The sequence below is a fragment of the Humibacter soli genome (assembly GCF_054779035.1).
In genome coordinates, this window is record NZ_BAAGYX010000001.1 from 1,772,161 (window position 1) to 1,793,926 (window position 21,766).

Sequence of the window (21,766 nt, forward strand, 5' to 3'; positions counted from 1 at the left end):
CCGGCGGAGCCCGACGTCCGGAGAACAGGCCCGCGGCAGGCTCGCTAGGCTTGTCGGCGAGTCCGCTGTACGACCTCGATTTGGGTCGCATTCCTGCTTTGTCCACCGTTCGACGCCCCCCTCGGTGGCGCCCCTTTGCTGCAGAGGATGTCTGTGCCTGCTCGACTCCTGACCGTCACCGACGTCTCCGCGCGCACCGCGGCATCCAGTCCCGCAGCGGCGTCCGCTCGGGCATCGTCGCTCACCGCGACGGAGCAGGACGCGTTGCGCCCGACGCCGGAGCGCATGCGGCGGTCTCTGGAGAACGCGCTCTCGGGCATCCGACCCGCGCACGAGGATGCCGAGACACTGCTCTACGCACGTGGCGACGACCTCGACGCGCTGCTGGAGGTCGCGGGCCGACTGCGTGACGAGGGGCTCGAACGTGCGGGACGGCCAGGTGTGATCACCTACTCGCGCAAGGTGTTCATCCCGCTCACACACCTGTGCCAGGACCGTTGCCACTACTGCATCTTCGTGCAGACTCCCGGCAAGCTCGCCAAGGCGGGGATCTCGCCGTTCCTCTCCGAGGAGGAGGTGCTCGAGATCGCGCGGCAGGGCGCGGCGATGGGGTGCAAAGAAGCCCTGTTCACCCTCGGCGACCGACCGGAGAACCGCTGGGCGGTGGCTCGCGAGTGGCTCGCCGAGCACGGATACGCGACGACCCTGGAGTACATGCGCGCGATGGCCATCCGCGTGCTGGAGGAGACCGGACTGCTCCCCCACCTCAACCCCGGCGTCATGACGTGGGCCGAGCTGCAGCGGCTGAAGCCTGCTGCGCCGTCGATGGGCATGATGCTCGAGACCACGTCGGTGCGGCTCTGGGCCGAGAAGGGGCAGCCGCACTTCGGCTCGCCTGACAAGGATCCCGCGGTGCGACTTCGGGTGATCGACGACGCGGGGCGGTCGCAGATCCCGTTCACCACGGGAGTGCTGCTCGGCATCGGCGAGACCGTCACCGATCGGGTCGACGCGATGTTCGCCATTCGCGATGCCCATGAGCGCTGGGGGCACGTGCAGGAGGTGATCGTGCAGAACTTCCGCGCGAAGGACGCCACCGCCATGATGCACCGCGATGACCTGGCCGCAGATGAATACGCCGCGGCGGTCGCCGTCACCCGCCTGGTTCTCGGGCCAGATGCCCGGGTGCAGGCGCCCCCGAATCTCACCGATCACGACGAACTGGCCCTGTTGATCCGCGCGGGCATCGACGACTGGGGAGGCGTCAGCCCCTTGACCCCGGATCACGTCAACCCGGAACGTCCCTGGCCGCAGATCGAGGAGCTCGCACGTCTCACCGGGATCGCGGGCTACCGGCTGCGCGAGCGTCTCACCACGCATCCGCACTTCGTGCGCGAGGGGTCGCCGTGGGTCGATCCTGCTGTGCAGCCGCATCTGTACGCCCTGGCGGACGACTACGGCCTGGCCGACGAGACGGCCCCCGTGGTCGGGCGGCCCTGGTCGCTGGAGCCGACCGGCGTCGACGGCTGCCCGACCGGTGTCGACGGTTCGCCGACCGGCGTCGACGACTCCCCGACCGGTCAGCTGCCGGCTATCGCGCCACGTGCGCTCAACAGCGCCACCCAGGCTGGCGCAATTGAGCGCAAGTGGCGCTGTAGGGATGACGGACGGGACTCCGGCGAGAGGTCCCGGGTCTCCGGCGAGAGGTCACAAGTCTCTGGCGTGGGGTCTCGGGTCTCTGGTGCGGGGACTCGGGGCCCCGCCGGGGTCGTGCGGACTCTGCTCGACGCGGTACGCCGCGACCCCGCCGGGCTCGAGGACACCGACTACATAGAACTGCTCGGGGCGGACGGCGACGACCTGGAGGAGCTCGCGACGCTCGCGGATGCCGTGCGACGCGATCGGGTCGGCGACGAGATCACCCACGTGGTCAACCGCAACATCGACTCGTCGCTCCTGGGTCGCGCGACGCCGCAGGGCGAGCTGACGCTCGACCTCGTGACGGCGATCGCGGACGACGCCGCGTCGCACGGTGCCACCGAGGTGTGCGTGCAGGGGCGCATCGGGGACGGACTCGGGGCATCCGCCTACCTGGATGTCGTACGTGCCGTCCGCGCCGACAAGTCGCAGTTGCACGTGCACGCCTACCGACCCATCGAGCTGCTCGACGGAGCCCGTCGACTGAACATTCCGCTGCCGGAATATCTCTCCGCACTCCGCGAGGCCGGAGTGGGGACGGTGCCGGGAACCGGCGCGCGCATTCTTGATGACCGGATTCGCGACATCCTCTCCGGCGGCACCGAGTTGCCTGTGGCCGAGTGGGTCGCCACCGTCGAGGCCGCACACCGCGCCGGCCTGCGGTCGACGGCGACCATGGTCTACGGGCACATCGAGACACCGGCCGACCAGGTCGCTCACCTGCGCACACTGGTCGCGATGCAGCGCCGCACAGGGGGCTTCACGGAGTTCATCGCGATGCCGTTCGTGCCGCAGGACTCACCCGTGAAGGTGGACGGTACCCGGCCCGGCCCATCCTTGCGGGAGTCGCGCGCAGTGCACGCGGTCGCGCGGCTCATGCTCGCTGGCTCGATCGATCACGTGCAGGCCGCCTGGACGAAGCTCGGATTCCGCGGCACCCGACTCGTGCTGGCAGGCGGTGTCGACGACCTGGGCGGTGTACTGATCGACGGCGACGTCGCGCCGTGGGCGGGACCCGAACAGGGTCGCGTGCTCAGCGTGACAGACATGCGCTGCATCGCCGACGAGGTAGGTCGACCGCTGGTGCAGCGCACCACCACATACGAACGGGTGACGGGATGACCGAGCACGACGCTCCCACGGCTCGGGAGGTCACCGAGGTCGACACACTCATCGTCGGCGCCGGCATCGCGGGCCTCGGCATGGGCATCCGCCTGAAGCGCGAAGCCGCAGCCGGCGCCGACCGCGGGTCGTTCCTCATCCTGGAGCGAGCGCACGACGTCGGGGGCACGTGGCGGGACAACGTGTATCCGGGGGTGGCGTGCGACATCCCCTCGCACCTGTACTCGTACTCGTTCCGCACCAAGCCCGACTGGACGCATGTCTTCCCGAGCGGCTCCGAGCTGCAGGAGTACCTGCGCGAATGCGCACGCGAGGAGGGCATCCTGCCGCACCTCCGCTTCGGTGAGTCCGTCACGGATGCGCGCTGGGACGAGGATGCCGCCCGCTGGGTGGTCACGACGACCGCTGGACGCTACCGGTCGAGGGCTCTGGTGAGTGCCGTCGGTCGGCTGAGCGAGCCGCGCATCCCTGCGATAGATGGGCTCGACGACTTTCCCGGTGCCGTGGTGCACACGGCCGCGTGGAACGAGACCCTCGACCTCGAGGACGCACGAGTCGGGCTCGTCGGCACAGGAGCATCCGCCGTGCAGCTCCTGCCGGAACTGGCTCGGCGCGCCCGTCACGTGACGGTCTTCCAGCGGTCGGCCCCGTATGTGGTGCCCCGCGGTGATCGCGCGTACGACGAGCGGGAACTCGCCCTCTTCGCCGATCCGGCCGAGCGCGACCTGCTGCGCGAGCAGATCTTCTGGGATGCCGAGGCCGCGTTCCCGCAGCGCCTCGGAGTGCCGGAGGCGATCGGCGCGCTGCAAGAGCGGGCGGCATCCCATCTGCACGCCCAGGTCGCGGATCCGTCGCTGCGCGCGAGGCTCACGCCCGACTACGAGATCGGGTGCAAACGGGTGCTGCTGTCGGATGACTTCTACCCCGCCATCCAGCGCACGAACGTCACACTGGAGACCAGTGCCCTGGAGCGTGTCGATGGCTCGGCTGCGATCGCGGCCTCCGGTGCGCGACATGAGCTCGATGTGCTGGTGTTCGCGACGGGGTTTCACGCGACACGTCCACCCTTCGCCGAACTCGTGACCGGGCGGAACGACATCCGACTCGCTGAGCACTGGGCGAACGGGATGCGCGCCTACGCGTCGACCGTCGTGCACGGTTTCCCGAATCTGTTCGTGCTCGACGGTCCGAATGCGAGCCTCGGGCACAACTCGGCCGTGTACATGATCGAGACTCAGCTCGACTACGTGCTCGGCGCACTGGAGCATCTCGACGAGTCGGACGCGCCCCTCGACATCCCGCTCGCCACGGAGAACGACTACGTCGCCGCTCTTGATGCCGCCGCCCGCGACACCGTCTGGCTGAGTGGCTGCACCAGTTGGTACGTGGACGACCGCAGCAACCGACTCACGCTGCTCTGGCCGGGCTACGCGCACGCGTTCCGGGAACGCAACGGCACCTTCGACGCTGCGGCGTTCGGGGTGCCGGCGCCTGCGGTCTGAGTGGCATCCCGTATTCAGCCGCGGTCGCGGATGATCTGCTCGACCGATTCTCGAAGCACGGGCACGCCATCCCGCGCCGATTCGAACACCACCTCCCGCACGGTATCGAAGTAGTGATGCGCCATGAGGTCCCTCGTTCTCGTCGCATCACTCCACCGGACGTCTGGATAGGCGTCTCGTATCTCCGGGCTCAGCGCTTTTACTGCCTCACCGATCTCGATGAGACGCATACGGATGGCGTCGAAGACCATGTCCTGGTCTGCGTTGTCGTCCTGCGCGAGATATTCCGCGATCTGAGTGCTCGCGATCACGATGTCATCGAGTCGCTGCGGATCACGTCGAACCATGTCATCTCCCTCATACTGCGATGGCTTCCGCGAGCGCCGATTCGGCGACCCGTGGCTTGAGTGCGTTTGCCGGCACGACATCGACGGCCACGCCCAGAATGCGTTCGGCAGCAAGTTCCATCGCTGCGAGATCGAAAATCCCCACATGGTCATCCAGATCGACGAGCAGGTCGACATCGCTGTCGGGACCGTCGTCGCCCCGCGCGGCGCTACCGAAGAGGCGGAGGTTGCGACCTCCATGATCAGCAAGAGCCGAGATCAGTTCGTCGCGGTGCGCGTGGACCACCTCGGCCAGCGGACGTCGTGGGCCGTTCACCCCGATGCCCGCCCCCACCGAGACCTCGAGGCGGAAGCCCGTCGCCTCGACCAGCTTTCTCAGCATCGTCAGCGACGGGTCGCGGTGGCCCGACTCGTAGGCGCTGATGACGCTCTGCGTGACATCCGCGAACTTCGCCAACTCCGTCTGCGTCAGCCCGGCACGCTGCCGCGCCGCGCGGAGGATCTCGCCGGCCTGTGTTGTCATGCCCTCATCGTATCGCGTATCGTCAATACCGATAAGACCGAACCGGTGACCCTGTGAAAGGAGGCTCTGACAGGCTTGCCTCTGATGATCGAGATCGATGTGGTGGGCGAGAACGACTGGGCAAGATGGAGGTCGCTTCGACTGCAGGCGCTGAAGGAGGCGCCGTTCGCCTTCGGGTCGACGTACGAGGAGTGGAGGGGCGCCCCCGAAGGGCAGTGGCGCCAGCGCCTTCGAATCCCAGACGCGCTGAATCTGATCGCCTCGGTGAACGGTCTACCGGCGGGCATGGCGAGCGGGATGCCCGGGGATCGGCCGGAGACGATCGAACTGGTGTCGATGTGGGTCGACCCGTCTGCTCGTGGAATGGGCGTCGCGGACATCCTCATCGCGTCCGTCTCCGAGTGGGCAGCCATCCGCGCGCGAGAGCTGTGGTTGGCCGTCGTTCCGAGCAACACTCGCGCCATCGCCGTCTACACGCGCAACGGATTCGATCTCATGGATGAGCCGGGAGACCCGCTGCGCGACGGATCGGGGCACGAACTCTTGATGCGAAAGGTCTGTGCGTAGGGCACGGACTACCCCTCTCGTGGGGAATTGGCGGCGTATTCGCGCGGGTGTAATTCCTTCAGTTGACGCGCTCCCGTCCTATCTCCCGACCCGAAGGGGAGCGGCACGCGCAGAAGAGGTGCGACATGCGCGCTTACGCCGTTTTCGAGCAGGGTGCTGCCCCGGGACATCACGAACTGGACGTTCCTGAGCCATCGGCAGGCGAGGTACGGATCAAGGTCACGGCCGCGTCGGTGAACGGGTTCGATATCTCCGTTGCCGCCGGCTACATGAACGGCCTGTTCGAGCACCGCTATCCGCTCGTCCTCGGCAGAGAGTTCGTCGGAGTCGTCGACTCGCTCGGCACCGGCGTCGACACCGTTGCGGCCGGCGACCGGGTATTCGGTGTCGTCTCCAAGCCATACCTGCAGGACGGCGCGTTCGCCGAGTACACCACTGCGATCGTCGACAGCGGCATCGCCCTGGCACCTCAGCAGCTGCAGGACGCCGCCGCGGCATCCCTCGCTCACACCGGCTCTACGGCACTGGCGATCGTGCGCGCGCTGGGAGAACCGCCACAGACGGTCTTGATCGTCGGGGCGACAGGAGGGGTGGGAACCCTGGTGGTGCAACTGGCCGCGGCCGCCGGTTTCGATGTCATCGCAACGGCGCGCACCGAAGAGGGCCGCGCGCTCCTCGAGCGCCTCGGCGCGCGAGCAGCCATCGACTACGCCGACCTGGCGGAAGCGGTCACCGACGTCGCCCCCGAAGGCGTTGACGTCGCGGTACACCTGCACGGAGACGCGGCCGAGATCGCCCCGCTCGTCAGAGACGGCGGCACGTTCGTCTCCCCCGTGCTCTATATGCCAGACGCGAACCCGGCGCCCGACCGGCTCACCTTCGTCCCCATCGCCGCGTACCCGAACGGTGCGGACCTGCGTCACCTCGCCGACCTCGTGCACGAAGGGTCTCTCGAAGTGATCGTCGATCGCCTGCATACGTTCGACGAAGTCGCCGACGCGTTCGGCTCGTACGGCCGGCACACCCTGGGGAACATCGTCGTCCTCATGGACTGACTCGGCCTCATGGACTGAGTCGTCCTCATGGACAGAGCCGTCCTCACGGACCGACCCGGCGACGCCGCACCCTAGGCTCGTCCCCGTGTCTTCGTCTCGGTCGTCGTCGTCTCGGTCTTCTTCAACTCGGCGGGCCGTGATCCTCGGTGGCACCGGGGCGATCGGCGGCGCAACCGCCGAGCGGCTCGCCGACCGCGGATGGAACGTCGACGTCACAGCACGCGACAGCGCAGGGATGCCCGAGGAGCTGTCGTCTCGCGGCGTGCGGTTCCACGCGGTGGAGCGCGGGGACACGGCGGCGGTCGAACGACTGGTCGGCGACGGCGTCGACCTCCTCGTCGACCTGATCGCCTACTCGGCGCCCGACGTCACGGAGCTTCTGCCGGTGATGCGCGGCGTCGAATCGGTCGTCGTCGTGTCATCCCGCGCCGTGTACGTCGACTCCCAGGGCAGGCACATCAACGGAGACGAGCCGCCGGAGTTCCCCGTCCCCATCCCGGAGGACTGGCCGACCCTGGCGCCCGCCGACCCCGACTCGAACCCGTTCACACGCGAGGGCTACGCGCCGGGCAAGGTCGCGGTGGAGCGGGCCTCGTTGGACAGCGGGCTCCCCGTCACGGTCATCCGCCCGTCGAAGGTGCACGGCAGGTGGGCTCGCAACGCGCGCACGCGCGTGATCGTCGAACGGATGCTCGCCGACGCGCCGACCATCGAGCTCGCCAACCGAGGCGATGCGATCGACCACCTCACCGCTGCCGCCAACACGGCAGCCCTCATCGAGGTCGTCGCCGACCGTCCCGGCGCGCGCATCCTGAACATCGCAGACCCCGACCCGCTCACCGCGACGCAGATCGTCGAGGCCATCGCGCGGCCCATCGGATGGGACGGCCGGATCGTCGGTCTCGAGCCGGATGCCCCCGGTGGCGAGCACCCGTGGAACGCCGCACACCCGATCGTGCTCGACCTGACCGCCGCCACCGACCTCGGCTACCGGCCCGTCGGTACGGGGAGCGAGCTGATCGCCGAGGAGGCAACCTGGGTCGCATCGACCGAACCGCTGGTCGAGTAGCGCGCGGCAGGCGCCGTATCCAGACCGCCCTACGGGCGAGATGGGTCTCGATACGCGTCGGCCCACGGTCGGCGCGACTCGACCGGCGGGCCGACCTACTCCGAACGAAGCGGTCGCGCCGAGCAGGTCGCTTCGCTGGGACGATTCGCCGGTGCCGCAGTCGCGACACGATCGATGGCATGCAAACCTCATCCCCCGCCCTCGACGTGACCGCGGTCACCAAGTCCTACGGGTCGACACGTGCGGTGCGCGGCATCGACCTGACGGTCACCCGCGGTAGCACCGTTGCCCTGCTCGGACCGAACGGCGCCGGAAAGTCGACCCTCGTCGGCATGATGGTCGGCCTGGTGCGCCCCGACTCCGGCACCGTTCGGGTGTCCGGTCTGCCGGCGACGCGCGCCGTGGCATCCGGACGCATCGCGGCCATGCTGCAAGACGCCGGCCTCATGCCCGGCGTTCGGGTCGGCGAACTGGTGCGACTCGGGGGCGCCCTCTACCCCGACCCGTTCCCCGTCGAGGCCGCGCTCGACATGGCGGGTGTCGGCGACCTCGCCCGTCGTCGCGTCGACAGGCTCTCCGGCGGGCAGGCCCAGCGGGTTCGGTTCGCGCTGGCGGTGGTCGGAAGGCCGGACATCCTCGTGCTCGACGAACCGACGCGAGCACTCGACGTCGAGGGACGCAACGCGTTCTGGAGCGCCATCCGCACCTACGCCGGCACCGGTCGCACCGTGCTTTTCTCCACCCACTATCTCGACGAGGTCGAGGGCAACGCCGACCGGGTCGTCGTGCTCGCCAGCGGCACCATCGTCGCCGACGGGACCCCTCACGACGTGCGGACCAGCGCCGGCGTGTCCCGTGTTCGGTATCGTGTCGCCGAGGTCGGGGGCACCAGGGGGGACACGCTGTCGTCTGCGGAGTCCGCGCTCGCTTCCACCACCCTCGTGCAGTCGATCGAGCGACACGGCTCGCAGCGGCAACTGGCGACATCCGACCCGGACGAGCTCGTTCGTCGCCTGGTCGCCTCCGGCGTTCCGTGGCATTCGCTCGAAGTCGCACCACCCGACCTCGACGACACCTATCTGTACCTGACGAGCGTTGCGAAGACGCCCGAGCCAGACGCGGCAGCACCTGCTTCTCCCGAACTCGCCCACGCGGGCGCCACGACCAAGGAGCGACCATGAAGTACATCGCCATCTTGCGTCTGGAAGTCATCCGGATGCTCAGAGACCCGAAATACCTCGCCCTGGCCGTGCTCGCCCCGATCGGCTTCTACCTTCTGTTCGCCACCCTCTTCGGCGGCTCCCCCACCCAGCCAGGGCAGTTGCCCGGCACGGTCGAGATCATGGTCGCGATGGCCGCGTACGGGGCCATCTGGGCCGTACTGTCGACAACAGGACCGCGCATCTCCGAGGAACGCCAGATCGGATGGCTGGCCCAGGTGCGCGCCATGCCGTTGCCGGCATCCTCGGTGATCGGCGCCAAGATCGTCGCCAGCGTCATCACGGCGCTGCCCGCCATCGTTCTGGTCTGCCTGACCGCTGCGATCGTGAAGGGCGTCTCGCTCAGCCCCGGCCAGTGGGTGGCGCTCGTCGTCGTGATGTGGCTCGGCAGCACGACGTTCGCCCTGCTCGGCATCGCGATCGGCTTCACCGTCGGCGCCGATGTCGCCTACCCGCTCAGCTATGGGCTCTACATGGCGCTCTCGGCGCTCGGTGGGCTCTGGGTTCCGCCCGCAATCCTGCCTGCGGGCATGAAGGATGCCGCCGTCTGGCTCCCCACCTACAACCTCGCCGATCTGGGCTGGCGGATCGCGGGCGGCGACCTTCCCACCATCGCCAGCGTCGCCAACCTCGTGGGCTGGGCCCTCGTGTTCGGACTCCTCGGAGCGATCGCCTACCGAGCCCCGTCGCTGCGCACGAAGCCACGCAAGCGGGCTCGCGCGGCGATCGCGACAGCGGCCGCGGAATAGGCTGGCCGGGTGAACGCCGTGCGACCGACGGCATCGGCACGCGGAACGGATGCCGGACGCATCGTGATGCCGGCCTCGAAGCGCACCCGCTGGATCGTCGACACCGTCATCGCGGTCTTCGTCGCCGCGCTCACGACCGTCGGCGTCTGGGCCGAGCTCGCCACCTGGCCGCACCCCATCGTCTTCCCGGCCGGCGCATACCTGATCGGCCTGGCGTCCAGCGCAGTACTGCTGCTGCGTCGAGATCGTCCGTTCGTGTGCGCCCTCGCGGTGTTCGCGCTGGTGCTGCTGTACCACGAGAGCGGATACCCGGGCGCGGCTCCGGCGATGGCGCTGTTCGTCGCCGTGTACACGCTGGCGGAACGGGCGTCATCCCTGTCGTGGATCGGCGTCGCCGTGCTCTTCGTGCTCGCCTGGCCGCTTGTGCAGGTGCTGCCGCCGAACGCCACATCGCCCGCGTCGTATGCGATCACCGGTCCGGCCGTGGGAATGCTGGTGTTCATCGCCCTCGGCGTCGCCGCGCGACAGCTGCGCATCTCCCACGCCCGCGAGGTGACGTTGGCCGGGGCGCAGGCCGAGGCGGCCGCCAACGAGCGAATCGCCCAGGACCGCCTGCGCATCGCACGGGAGGTGCACGACGTGCTCGCGCACACGCTCTCCGCCGTCGCGGTGCAGAGCGCTGCCGCCATCGACGCGTTCGACGCCGGCGAGCCGCAGCGCGCTCGTGAGTCGCTCGAACGCATCAGATCGCTGACGAAGCAGGCCAACCCGGAGGTGCGGCGAGCGGTCGAAGACCTGCGCGGTGGCGACGCACCCACCCGTGCTCCCCAGCCGGGTCTTCGCGACCTCGACCACCTCGTTGCCGGCGCGCGCCAGAGCGGGTTGGATGTCGGAGTCGAGGTCACAGGAGCCCTGACCTCCGTCTCCCCCGTGACCGGCCTCACCGCATACCGCATCGTGCAAGAGGCGATCACCAACGTGCTCAAGCACGCGAACGCGTCGCACGTCGATGTCACCGTGCACGACGACGGCGACGTGCTGGTGGTCGACGTGACGGATGACGGAGTGGCCGACATCCACGCGGCGGCAAACGACGGGTTCGGCATCCGCGGAATGCAGGAGCGCGCGGCCGCCGTCGGTGGCACGGTGTCGACAGCGCCGCGCGCATCGGGCGGCTTCGCGGTGCACGCCGAGCTCCCCCTGTCGCACGACACGGCCGACGCGGCATCGAGCGGGGACGAACCATGAGCATCCGGGTCGTGATCGCGGACGACCAGGCGATCGTGCGCGAGGGCTTCCGCGCCATCCTGGAGCGCGACCCAGAGATCGAGGTCGTCGGCGAGGCGTCCGACGGCGCGACCGCCGTGAGGCAGGCCCGCGCGCTGAGCCCGGACGTGATCGTCATGGACGTGCGGATGCCCGGCGTCGACGGCATCCGAGCGACCGAGGACATCACCGCCGACCCCGAGCTGCAGCACGTCAAAGTGCTGGTCGTCACGACCTATGACGTGGACGCCAACGTCTTCGCGGCCTTGCGCGCCGGCGCCAGCGGATTTCTGCTCAAAGACCTGGAGCCGAGCGAGCTGCGTCGTGCCGTGCACGTCGTCGCTGCTGGCGACGCACTCCTGGCGCCGGGGGCGACCCGTTCGCTCATCGCGTCGTTTGTCGCGAGCCCCGCACCCGGCACGGCGGCCACATCGGTCGGGCTGGATGACGGAGCCGCGGCCCGCCTCGCAGGGCTCACCGAGCGCGAGCGCGAGATCGTCGCGCTGGTCGCCAAGGGCCTAGGCAACGACGAGATCGCCGGGCGCCTCGTGATCAGTCCTACCACCGTGAAGACCCACGTGTCGCACGCCCTGATCAAGCTCGGAGCCCGCGACAGAGCACAGCTCGTGGTGTTCGCGTACGAGTCGGGGCTCGTGGGCTGAGGGCGCTCGAGGCGCTCCGCCCCACCCGCCGGGGGCAGGGACGGTAGCGTCTGATGCACCCCACTTCGTCCGACCTCGGGAGAGCCATGCCCTTCGACCTCGACCAGCCCGTCCGCATCGGTGTGCAGCTCGCGCCCCAGCACGCGGACTACCAGACCCTGCGCGACACCGTGCTGCGCCTCGAAGACCTCGGTGTCGACGTGGTCTTCAACTGGGATCACTTCTTTCCGCTCTCCGGTGACCGCGACGGTCTGCACTTCGAAGGCTGGACGATGCTGGCGGCCTGGGCCGAGCAGACCGAGCGCATCGAGTTCGGACCGCTCGTCACGTGCAACAGCTACCGCAACCCCGACCTGCTCGCCGACATGGCCCGCACGGTCGACCACATCAGCGCCAAGGGCGCGCAGGGCCGTCTCATCTTCGGCATCGGTTCGGGCTGGGCGCACCGGGACTACGAGGAATACGGCTACGAGTTCGGAACGGTCGGCTCACGTCTGAACGATCTCGCCGAGGCGATGCCCCGCATCCGCAGCCGCTGGGAGAACCTCAACCCGGCACATCCCCGTGCTGATCGGGGGCGGCGGCGAGCGCAAGACGCTGCGCATCGTCGCGGAGCACGCGGATGTCTGGCACAGCTTCTCCGACGCCGAGACTCTGAGCCGCAAGCTCGAGGTGCTGAACGAGTGGTGCGAGAAGGTCGAGCGCGATCCGGCCGAGATCACCATCTCGGTGGAGCACGAACGTGAGCAGGGATCGGCGGAGTTCGACGAGTTCCACCGGCTGGGCGCGCGCCTGTTCACGATGCAGATCACGGCGCCGCACTACGACTGGGACCGCGTGAACCGCATGCTGGCGTGGCGCGACGCCGTGAACGGCTGAGATTCCGCGTTCCCGTCAGCCGACGAGGTCGCGGGTCGCCTCGCCGAGGCGCTCCTTCGACCCGCTGAGGGTCGGTGCGTCGTCGATGTCCAGCCGCAGGCTGGAGCCGTCCGGGATGGCGAGCTCCGTGAACCCGGCCTCGGCGTGGTGGCGTCGTGAGTCCGGCCCGAAGCGCGAGGAGACGGTAGCACCGGGTGCCGCCATGATGGCCGTGGTGCCGGTGCCCTCGCTGTCGGGGACGAAGGCGTAAGGATGCCCGTCCCTCGCCGCATCCACCGCCAGCCGTAGAGCGGCGTCGAGGTCGTCGGGCAGCAACGCGGGGAGGTCCCCCACCAGAACGGCGACGAAGCCCTCTGGCCTCTGCTCCCTGGCGGCGACCGCCCCGGCCGCGACGGCGGCGTTGAGTCCGCTCCCCGGGTCGGGGATGACGCCGTCGACCAGCTCGCCGAGAGACTCCGAGAGCCCAGGCTCGGCGGAGACGACGATCACACGCTCGACGGAACGCGCGGCACGAACGGCGCGCAGGGTGTCGGTGAGGAACGCGGCCGAGAGCCGTCGCCTGTCCAACCCTTCCTGACCGGCGAAGCGCGACTTCGCGCCGTCGCCGCCCTTGAACGGCACGACGACCGTCCATCCGGCCGAAGCGTTGCGCGACTCTGCCCGCGCGAGAGCCAGCCCGGCGGCGAGCCCACGTCGGTACCCCTCGGCGAGCGCCTCGTCGGTTCCGAGCCGGAACATGTCGGCTGGACCGGTGCGAGCAAGCGACCGCGCCGTCGTGAAGGGTTCGTTGTCGACATCCACAGCGCCGGGCACCACGAATCGGCCGGCACCGCGCACGACGGCGACCGGGCATCCGCTCGCCTTCCCCTTCACGAGATCCCCCAGCGCGGCGAGCTCGTCCCCGACGGCCGGCAAGGTCACCGCGAGGGGTCGGTCGGCGGCATCCGTCTGGCCTCGAAGGTCGTCGACGACCCGAATGCCTGCCGCACCGATCGCGATGTCGGTCTGACCGAGGCGCCAGGCCCGTCCGAGGGTGTCGCTCACGATCACACCGAGGTCGACGCCGAACCGTGCACGCCACGCGTCGCGCAAGACGTGTGCGGAGGCATCTGGGTCATCGGGAAGCAACAGCACCTGTCCCTCGGCGACGTTGCTGGCATCCACTCCCGCTGCGGCGCCGACGACGCCCTGCCGGTTCTCCACGATGCGCGTCACTCCACCGTCGTACGCCCTGGTCGCCACGACGCGGACCGTCTGCTCCGTGATCGCTTGCTCGCGGTCGTCCGCCGCGATGACGCGGCCTTCCGCCTTGGAGACGATCTTGCTGGTGACGATGAGGATGTCGCCGGTCGCCGGCACATGGTCGGGGTGCTGCGAGGCATCCGCAACGAGTGCATCGCCGATCAGAGCCGCGAGGTCGTCACCTGGCGCGATCTCCCCGATGCCGGGGACCGCCCAGGCGGCGATGGGCGTCGGGATGACCGAGCTCATCGATGCAGCTTGGGCAGCACGTCGCGCCCGAAGACCTCGATCCACTCCCGCTGGTTGCGACCGACGTTGTGCAGGTACACCCGGTCGAAGCCGAGGTCGACGTAGCGCTGGATGGCCGCGCGGTGCACGTCAGGGTCGCTGGAGATGACCATGCGGCCGTCGAAGTCCTCGGGTCGCACGAGCTTGGCGATCTGCTCGAACTCGAAGGGCGAGCGGATGTCGGCCTTGGGGAACTTCATGCCGCCGTTCGGCCACTCGTGCATCGCGTTCGCGAGAGCTTCTTCGTCGGTCGGCGCCCAGCTCAGGTGAAGTTGCAGCAGGCGGGGCGCGTTCTCGGGGTTCTTGCCCGCCTCGCGCTGCCCCTCGTCGAACTTGCCGAACAGCCCGCTGATCTTCTCTAGCGGTGCGCCGACGGTGATGAGCCCGTCGACGGTCTGGCCGGCACGCTTTGCCGTGACGGGTCCCGCCGTGGCGATGAGGATCTCGGGGGCCGTCTCCGGCATGGTCCACAACCGGCTGGACTCCAGTTTGAAGAACTGGCCGGAGTGCTTGGTGTCCTTGCCGGCGAGCGACGCGGAGAACAGCTTCTTGATGATGTCGATCGCCTCGAACATGCGGTTGATGCGCTCGGGCGCCTCCGGCCAGTAGCCGCCGACGACGTGCTCGTTGAGCGCCTCGCCGGAACCGAGACCGAGCCAGTGCCTGCCCGGATACATCGCGGCGAGGGTCGCCGAAGCCTGAGCGACGATCGCGGGATGCCAGCGGAAGCTCGGTGTCGTCACGCCGGGACCGAAGTCGCCGGTTGTGCGCTCGCCGATCGCCGTGAGCACGTTCCACACGAAGGCCGCCTGCCCCTGGGTGGGTACCCATGGCTGGAAGTGGTCGGCGGCCATCACCCCGCTGAAGCCGTTCTTCTCGGCGTGCGCGCTCAGCTCGACGACCTCCATGGGTGCGAACTGCTCGAGCATCGCGGCGTATCCGACCTGGAGCTCACGGGTTGCCATCCCCCCATTCTGCCGACCCGCCCCCGCCCCGTGGCGCGCACCAGATTGCGGAAGGCTGGCTAAAGTGACGATCGACCGACCGCGTGGAGACCGAGCGAGGCGTCGAAGACGCAGAACGCTCCACGAGGCGGCGGCGTGTACGGCGCCGAAACCAACCAATCGATCCGCCGACGGCGCTGCGCCCGGCGGGGACGGGCGCAGAGAACGAACATGGACTTGGGCTTTCATATCGCTAACTTCACCTGGGACGTTCCGGATGACCAGCTCGCGCCGACTCTGGCGAAAGCGGCCGCGCAGGCGGAGGCATCCGGCATCAAGCGCATCACCGTGATGGACCACTTCTGGCAGATCGGCACCATCGGAAATCCCGAGCAGCCGATGCTGGAGGGATACACGGCACTCGGCTTCATTGCCGCTCACACGCAGAGCGTGCTCCTGCACACGCTCGTCTCCGGAGTGATCTACCGCGAGCCGGGCATCCTGGCGAAGCAGATCTCGACGCTCGACGTGCTCTCCGGCGGTCGCGCGGGGCTCGGCATCGGGGCGGCGTGGAACGAGCAGGAGTCGAACGGCCTCGGCATCCCGTTCCCTCCCGTGAAGGAGCGCTTCGAGCGACTGGAGGAGACCCTGCAGATCTGCCTGCAGATGTGGAGCGACAATGAGGGCCCATACGACGGCACGTACTACCAGCTCGGCCGAACCCTGAATTCGCCGCAGAACCTGAGCAAACCCCGGCCGTATCTGATGATCGGCGGCGTCGGCGAGCAGAAGACCCTGCGCTTCGTCGCCAGGTACGCGGATGCCTGCAACATCTTCGGCTCGCCCGAAGCCGCCCACAAGCTCGACGTGCTTCGCCACTGGTGCGACGTCGAGGAGCGCGACTACGACACCATCGAGAAGACCACGACGACGGCGATCTCCGCCGACACTGACCTCGACGAGTTCGTGGGACGTCTGGATGCCCTGCGCGAGCTCGGCTTCACGGCTGCGTACGTCTCCGCGCGCACCCCCGATCCGCTCCACGCTGTCGAGTTCCTCGGCAAGGTGGCCGAGCGGGTGGCGTGAGCCTCGACGGCTCGGGACGACTAGGGAAGGGAGCGGAAGATGCCTCTGACGGGTGAATGGGAGCCGGGGACGGCGGACTGGGCGACCAAGCAGGTTCGAGAGTTCGAGGCATCGGGCGGGCGCGACGCGAACACCCTGCGTGGCGTTCCGATCGTGGTGGTCACGATGGCCGCGAAGACGGAGGGCGTGCTGAGGAAGATCCCGGTGATGCGGGTCGAGCACGACGGGGAGTACGCGATCGTGGCCTCCAAGGGCGGCGCGCCCGAGCATCCTCGTTGGTTCCACAACGTCGTTCGCAACCCCAACGTCGAGCTGCAGGACGGCGAGGTGCGTCGTGACTACGTCGCGCACATCGCCGAAGGGGCAGAACGCGATGCCTGGTGGGAACGCGCCGTCGCGGTGTGGCCGGACTACGCCGGGTACCAGACGAAGACGGATCGGGTCATCCCGGTCTTCGTGCTCGTCCCCCTTGACTGATCCGCATCAGCCCAGCGCCGCGGCTGCCGCGACGATCGCGGCGCGCACCCGGTCGAGAGCCTCGCTGCGCAGGTTCCACTGCTGCCAGTAAAGAGGTACGTCGACGCCACGCTTGTCGAGCACGATCACATGCTCGCCGGCTTCGCGCAGCTGCCAGGTGGGGAGCATCCCCCACCCGAACCCGAGGCGCACGGAGGCGACGAAGTCGGCCGACGCCGGCACCTGGTTGCGTGGCGGCGTCGCATCCCCGGCGCCGCGATCGCTCAGATACCGTCGCTGCAGTTCGTCCTTGCGGTCGAAGTCCACGTAGGGTGCCGCCGCGAGGGCCGAGCGGGTCACTCCGTGCGGGAACCATCTGGCAGCGAACGAGTCGTGCGAGCAGGGAAGGTACCTGGCGACGCAGAGCGGCTGCACCGTGCATCCCTGCACCGGACTCGCATCCGACGTGATCGCCGCCATCACTGCTCCCTCCCGCAGATACGACGTGGTGTGCTCCTGGTCCTCGCGGTGGAACTCGAAGTCCAGGTCATCCAACGGCGCGAGCGCGGGAAGCACCCATGTGGCGAGCGAGTCGGCGTTCACGGCGAGCGGGATGCTCCTGCGTGCGACACCCGAGGCGTCGGCTTCGTCCGTGTCGATGGCCAGCTCGTGAGAGAGGGTGCCGGCGAGAGCATCGATCTGCCGGGCTACCCGCAGCGTCGCGGCCCCGGCGTCGGTCACGCTCACCGGCTTGGACCTCACGAGCAGCACTCTTCCGAGCGACGCCTCGAGCGCGCGGATGCGCTGGCTCACCGCTGAGGGCGTAATGTGCAGGGCGCGCGCCGCGGCATCCAGCGTGCCGTGCGTCACCGCAGCATCGAGGGCGCGGAGCTGGGCGAGGTCGAGATCCATCAACAGTCATGCTAATGCCGCATTAGAAACTGAAGCTGTACTTCATTGATTCAGGGCCATAGCGTTGTCCGGTGCCGTACCCCGCTCTCCTTCTCTCCGCGCTCGGCCCCATCACCGCGGCCGAGCATCCGGCGAGCGCGGCGGCGCACGCCCTGACTGCGACCGCGACTCAGACCGGCGGCTCGGGCGCCGGCACCGCACTGGCGGGCCTCGGCTTCGGCCTGTCGCTCATCGTCGCGATCGGCGCCCAGAACGCGTTCGTGCTTCGCCAGGGGCTGCGCAAGGAGCATGTGCTGCCGATCGTGATCGTCTGCGCCGGCTCCGACGCCGTGCTGATCTGCGCGGGCATCGCGGGGGTCGGATTCCTGATACTCGCCGTGCCGTGGCTGATCGCCGTGATCCGCTGGATCGGCGTGGCGTTCCTCCTCGTGTACGGCGTGCTGGCGGCCAGGCGTGCCATCCGTCCAGGCGAGCTCGACCCAGCGTCCGGAGCGGGACCGGCAGGCCTCGGCGCAACGCTCGCCGCGTGCCTCGCCTTCACCTGGCTGAACCCGCACGTCTACCTCGACACGGTCGTGCTGATGGGCACGGTCGGCAACGGGTACGGCGAGAACCGGTGGTGGTTCGCTCTCGGCGCCGCACTTGCCAGCGTGGTCTGGTTCTCTGCTCTGGGCTTCGGCGCACGCATGCTCCGACCCCTCTTCCGCTCCCCGGTCGCGTGGCGCGTACTCGATGTGCTGATCGCGCTCACCATGTTCGTCATCGCCGTGACGCTGGCGGCAGAGGCGCTGGCGCAGCCGACAGGATGACCGTTCCCGATCGACCGCTATCCGTGTCGCCGGTGCCCGATATGCTGACCGCACCTCATCCACCGTTCGCGAAATGACGTGATATCCGATGCTGCTCAGCATCGCTCTCGCCCTTCTCTCCTCGCTCTCGTACGGGTTCTCGGACTTCTTCGCCGCGCGTGCGGCTGCACGGCTGGGCGTCATCCGCACCACGACCCTCGTGTACATCTGCGCAACGGTGACGGTCGGCATCGCCCTGCTGTTCGTCGGCGGCACCTTGGCCGGCGGCGCCGTCTTCTGGGGCGCGGTGGCCGGTGTCTGCGCCATCGTCGGCTTCATCGGCTTCTACGCGGGCATGGCGAGCGGGCCGATGAGCCTCGTGTCGCCCCTCATCTCCGTGCTCGAGGCGATCGTGCCGGTGGGCGTCGCGATCGCGCGCGGTGACACACTGCCACCGGTCGCGTGGGTGGCGATCGGCCTCGCAGTGATCAGCACTCTGCTCATCTCGTTGCAGCGGTCGGAGCACCATGTGCGCATAGCACCCCGCACCGTGGCCATCGCGGCGATCTCCGGCATCGTGCTCGGCCTCTCGATCACGGCGCTCGACTACGCCCCCTCCGATTCGGGCCTCACACCGGCCTTCGTCGAGCTGGCGGTCGGAGTCGTGATCATGCTCGCCCTCCTCGGCGTCGCCGCGCTCAGTGCCGCCGTGCGCAGGGGCCTCGCCACCCTCGACGTCGACGAGGAGGACTCGCATTCCCGCGACATCCCACGACGCACCGCGCTCTGGATGCTGCTCATCGGCGGCATCCTGCTCGGCGCGGCGAACTCCCTGCTCGTCCTCGCACTGCAGCACGGCGACCTCGCCGTGGTCTCTGTGCTGATCGGCATCTATCCGCTCGCGACGATCGTGCTCGCACGGGTGGTGCTGAAGGAGAGGATGTCGCCCGTTCAGACCTCAGGTGTCGCGCTCGCCCTGGTCGCGACGGGCCTGCTCGCCCTCACAGCGTGAAGCCGGCGTTACACCGTCGGTTGAGGAGCACACGGCGAAGTCCGTGCGCGTCTGGTAACCACGCGACTCAGTCCTCAGCGATGCCGATCTTTGCGTGCAGGCGCTTCATCCAGCGCGGCGCCCACCACATGATGCGCTCCTGCCAGGTCATGAACGCCGGCACCAGCAGACAGCGCACGATGGTCGCGTCGATGAGCACGGCGAACGCCAGGGCGACGCCGAGCTGCTTGATCAGCACGAGGTCGCCGGTGGCGAATCCGGTGAAGACGACGATGATGATGAGCGCGGCAGAGGTGATGATGCGGCCAGACCGCTGGAGCCCGAGCGCGATCGCCTCTCGGCCGGGTGTGCCGGCATCCACCCGCTCCTTGATGCGGCTCAGGATGAACATCTCGTAGTCCATCGCAAGGCCGAACCCGAACGCGAGGGTGAGCAGCAGCACGATGACGTCGACGCCGTAGACGTGGTTCGCGTCGAAGCCCAGCACGCCGGCGAACGCCCCGTCCTGGAATCCCCACACCAGAAGGCCGATGGATGCCCCGAGCGAGAGTGCACTCGCCACGAGTGCTTTGAGAGGCACGACGAGTGACCCCGTCATCAGGAACAGCAGCACGATCGTGCCGATCGCGACGATGAGGATGGCCAACGGCGCACCCCGAGCCAGGGAGTCCGCCAGATCGACGGTGCTCGCGTCCACCCCCGTCACCCAGTGCGGGAAGGAGGGCGGGTCCGCGCGGATCTCGCGCACGACGCCGACCCCGTTCCGCGGGTCGACGTCCACTCTGGCGCTCCACGCGTGGGCGGACTGCGTCGGCTGCTGCACCGAACGCACGTCATCCAGCTTCCTGACCTCGTTCGACCAGTCGACGAGGTTCTCGCGGGTCGTGGTGACCAGCTGGATGCGGGCCGGTGCAGCATCCGGGAACTCGTCCGTGAGCGTGGTCTGGAACGCGTACTGACTGGAGACTCGAGGCACCGCGTCGATGCTCGTGTTCGCCAGGGTGAGCGAGACGATCGGGCTGGCGAGCAGCAGGAGCACGAGCACGCAGGCGAGCGTGACGAGCGCGGGATGACGCTGCACGCGCCTCGTGAGGCGCGAGAACACTCCCTCGTCGGGCGCGACGTCGCCGAACCGAGTGATGTACTTGCCGAGCCAGGGCAGCTTGGTCAGTGCCCCCGGCCGCAGCAGTTTCTCGCCGGTGAGCGAGATGATCGCGGGAATCAATGTCAGTGCGGAGAGGATGCCGACCAGCGCCACCGCGATCGCCGCGATTCCGACCGCCCGAACGAACGACGGCTCGAAGACGAGCAGCCCGAGGCAGGCGATCGCGAAGGTGGTGCCGGAGAAGAGCACGGTGCGACCCGCGCGGTCGAGGGCCGACCCCACGGCCGCGAGTCGGAGGGCTCGGGCATCCTGCTTCGTCAATTGCGCCACTTGCGCGCTATTGCGCCCTTCTCGTTGGCGCAATTGAGCGGAAGTGGCGCTGTTGCGTGCCACAGCGGCCCGCGCGGCGGCCGCCCGGTACTCCTCCCGGAATCGGCTGACGACGAGCAGCCCGTAGTCGATCGAGAGGCCGAGGCCGACAGCGGTGATCACGTTGATGACCGTGTTGGCGATGTCGGTCAGGTATGTGAAGGCCAGCAGGAGTCCGAGCGACGTGACGATGGATGCCCCTGCACCGATCAGCGGCAGGCCCGCAGCGATGAACCCGCCGAAGACCACCAGCATCACGAGCAGAGCGATCGGGAGCGCGACCGTCTCGCCGCGACGCAGGTCGTTCTCTGAGATGCTCTGCAGCGAGCTGGTGAGCAGCTGGGTGCTGCCGACCTCGACCGTGGCGTCAGGATGCGCGGCGCGCAGGTCGTCACGCGCGGCATCCATGTCCTTCTGCACCTGGTCGACGATCGCCTGCGACGGATCGTGGCCGTTCACGCCCTCCACGGTCGCGGTGATCAGGATGCCCTCGCCATCCTTCGCCACGAGCGGAGCGACCTGCGGGTTCTCGGCGCCGCCCGGCACCGCGAGAGGGTCGACGACGGTGGTGTCCGGCAGCGCCGCGAGCTGGGCAGCGAGCGCCGTTGTGCGCGCCACCAGCTCGGGATTCGCCGGATCGACGCCGTGCACAAGCAGCGTCACGCTCTTTCCGGCCGACCCCGACCCGAGCTTGTCTGCTCCTATCGAGCTCTCGCCGTTCACGCTCGGCACCGACCCGCCGAGGCGGTCGAACAGGGTCTGCCCACCGACGCCGAAGAGCGCTGTAGATGCGGCGACGGCGATCACGATCAGCCACGCACCGAGCGTGATCCACGGGTGTCGGGCCGCAGTCGCCCCGAGTCGTCCTACCGGGCCGATGCGGCGGGTGCTCGGCTGCTCCAAGG

The 21,766-nt window shown here is 68.8% G+C and carries 19 protein-coding genes and 1 pseudogene; 14 read left to right on the top strand and 6 right to left on the bottom strand.

From position 1 onward, the window contains the following. Positions 1–153 precede the first annotated feature (153 nt). The gene (locus ACYVDN_RS08275; protein ID WP_460570275.1) at positions 154–2,820 is read left to right on the top strand and encodes a bifunctional FO biosynthesis protein CofGH; all 2,667 of its coding nucleotides are present in this window, start codon (positions 154–156) and stop codon (positions 2,818–2,820) included. Next, entirely contained in the window at positions 2,817–4,322 is a 1,506-nt protein-coding gene (locus ACYVDN_RS08280) for a flavin-containing monooxygenase (RefSeq protein WP_460570277.1), read from the top strand. Before ACYVDN_RS08275 ends, ACYVDN_RS08280 begins: the two co-directional genes overlap by 4 nt. Positions 4,323–4,336: 14 nt before the next feature. Here ACYVDN_RS08280 and ACYVDN_RS08285 read toward each other — a convergent pair whose 3' ends face one another. Together ACYVDN_RS08285 and ACYVDN_RS08290 are read right to left on the bottom strand one after the other, a co-directional pair. Beyond that, complete coding sequence (locus ACYVDN_RS08285) at positions 4,337–4,669, bottom strand: HepT-like ribonuclease domain-containing protein (RefSeq protein WP_460570279.1); 333 nt, start codon at positions 4,667–4,669, stop codon at positions 4,337–4,339. A 10-nt stretch (positions 4,670–4,679) separates the two neighbouring features. After that, positions 4,680–5,192 (bottom strand): helix-turn-helix domain-containing protein, encoded by a 513-nt coding sequence (locus ACYVDN_RS08290; RefSeq protein ID WP_460570281.1) that lies wholly within the window; start codon positions 5,190–5,192, stop codon positions 4,680–4,682. Between the two features lie 84 nt (positions 5,193–5,276). Here ACYVDN_RS08290 and ACYVDN_RS08295 point away from each other — a divergent pair, with 84 nt between their 5' ends. From ACYVDN_RS08295 to ACYVDN_RS08330, 8 genes and pseudogenes are all read left to right on the top strand, one after another. Then, entirely contained in the window at positions 5,277–5,759 is a 483-nt protein-coding gene (locus ACYVDN_RS08295) for a GNAT family N-acetyltransferase (RefSeq protein WP_460570283.1), read from the top strand. 125 nt (positions 5,760–5,884) lie between these two features. Continuing rightward, the gene (locus ACYVDN_RS08300) at positions 5,885–6,814 is read left to right on the top strand and encodes an NADP-dependent oxidoreductase (RefSeq protein WP_460570285.1); all 930 of its coding nucleotides are present in this window, start codon (positions 5,885–5,887) and stop codon (positions 6,812–6,814) included. Positions 6,815–6,950: 136 nt separating this feature from the next. Then, positions 6,951–7,883 carry a Rossmann-fold NAD(P)-binding domain-containing protein gene (locus tag ACYVDN_RS08305; protein WP_460570287.1) on the top strand — a complete coding sequence of 311 codons (933 nt, stop codon included), beginning with the start codon at positions 6,951–6,953 and terminating at the stop codon, positions 7,881–7,883. 179 nt (positions 7,884–8,062) lie between these two features. Further along, positions 8,063–9,064, top strand: coding sequence for an ABC transporter ATP-binding protein (locus ACYVDN_RS08310; protein ID WP_460570289.1), 1,002 nt, complete (start codon positions 8,063–8,065; stop codon positions 9,062–9,064). Continuing rightward, positions 9,061–9,852 (top strand): ABC transporter permease, encoded by a 792-nt coding sequence (locus tag ACYVDN_RS08315; RefSeq protein WP_460570291.1) that lies wholly within the window; start codon positions 9,061–9,063, stop codon positions 9,850–9,852. Before ACYVDN_RS08310 ends, ACYVDN_RS08315 begins: the two co-directional genes overlap by 4 nt. A 9-nt stretch (positions 9,853–9,861) precedes the next feature. Further along, positions 9,862–11,100, top strand: a complete 1,239-nt coding sequence (locus ACYVDN_RS08320) for a sensor histidine kinase (RefSeq protein WP_460570293.1) — start codon at positions 9,862–9,864, stop codon at positions 11,098–11,100. Next, a complete protein-coding gene (locus ACYVDN_RS08325) occupies positions 11,097–11,780 on the top strand; it encodes a transcriptional regulator (RefSeq protein WP_460570295.1) in 684 nt (227 codons plus the stop codon). Before ACYVDN_RS08320 ends, ACYVDN_RS08325 begins: the two co-directional genes overlap by 4 nt. An 86-nt stretch (positions 11,781–11,866) precedes the next feature. Next, positions 11,867–12,659 (top strand): annotated as a pseudogene (locus tag ACYVDN_RS08330) (LLM class F420-dependent oxidoreductase). A gap of 15 nt (positions 12,660–12,674) precedes the next feature. Here ACYVDN_RS08330 and cofE read toward each other — a convergent pair. Further along, positions 12,675–14,150: a coenzyme F420-0:L-glutamate ligase gene (gene cofE / locus ACYVDN_RS08335; RefSeq protein WP_460570297.1), complete on the bottom strand. Its 1,476-nt coding sequence runs from the start codon at positions 14,148–14,150 to the stop codon at positions 12,675–12,677. Further along, positions 14,147–15,154: an LLM class oxidoreductase gene (locus ACYVDN_RS08340; protein WP_460570299.1), complete on the bottom strand. Its 1,008-nt coding sequence runs from the start codon at positions 15,152–15,154 to the stop codon at positions 14,147–14,149. The genes cofE and ACYVDN_RS08340 overlap by 4 nt, the downstream gene beginning before the upstream one ends. A gap of 210 nt (positions 15,155–15,364) precedes the next feature. Here ACYVDN_RS08340 and ACYVDN_RS08345 point away from each other — a divergent pair, with 210 nt between their 5' ends. Next, entirely contained in the window at positions 15,365–16,219 is an 855-nt protein-coding gene (locus ACYVDN_RS08345) for an LLM class F420-dependent oxidoreductase (RefSeq protein ID WP_460570301.1), read from the top strand. Between the two features lie 39 nt (positions 16,220–16,258). Further along, positions 16,259–16,696 (top strand): nitroreductase family deazaflavin-dependent oxidoreductase, encoded by a 438-nt coding sequence (locus tag ACYVDN_RS08350; protein ID WP_460570303.1) that lies wholly within the window; start codon positions 16,259–16,261, stop codon positions 16,694–16,696. A 6-nt stretch (positions 16,697–16,702) separates the two neighbouring features. Here the strand turns inward: ACYVDN_RS08350 and ACYVDN_RS08355 are convergent, their stop codons facing one another. After that, entirely contained in the window at positions 16,703–17,587 is an 885-nt protein-coding gene (locus ACYVDN_RS08355) for an ArgP/LysG family DNA-binding transcriptional regulator (protein ID WP_460570305.1), read from the bottom strand. A gap of 152 nt (positions 17,588–17,739) precedes the next feature. On the opposite strand from ACYVDN_RS08355, the gene ACYVDN_RS08360 reads away from it, so the two are divergent. Together ACYVDN_RS08360 and ACYVDN_RS08365 are read left to right on the top strand one after the other, a co-directional pair. After that, positions 17,740–18,396 carry a LysE/ArgO family amino acid transporter gene (locus ACYVDN_RS08360; RefSeq protein ID WP_460572293.1) on the top strand — a complete coding sequence of 219 codons (657 nt, stop codon included), beginning with the start codon at positions 17,740–17,742 and terminating at the stop codon, positions 18,394–18,396. A gap of 88 nt (positions 18,397–18,484) precedes the next feature. After that, on the top strand, positions 18,485–19,387 hold the full coding sequence (locus tag ACYVDN_RS08365) for an EamA family transporter (protein ID WP_460570307.1): 903 nt from the start codon (positions 18,485–18,487) through the stop codon (positions 19,385–19,387). Positions 19,388–19,454: 67 nt separating this feature from the next. Here the strand turns inward: ACYVDN_RS08365 and ACYVDN_RS08370 are convergent, their stop codons facing one another. Continuing rightward, entirely contained in the window at positions 19,455–21,764 is a 2,310-nt protein-coding gene (locus ACYVDN_RS08370) for an MMPL family transporter (RefSeq protein ID WP_460570309.1), read from the bottom strand. Between the last annotated feature and the right edge of the window lie 2 nt (positions 21,765–21,766).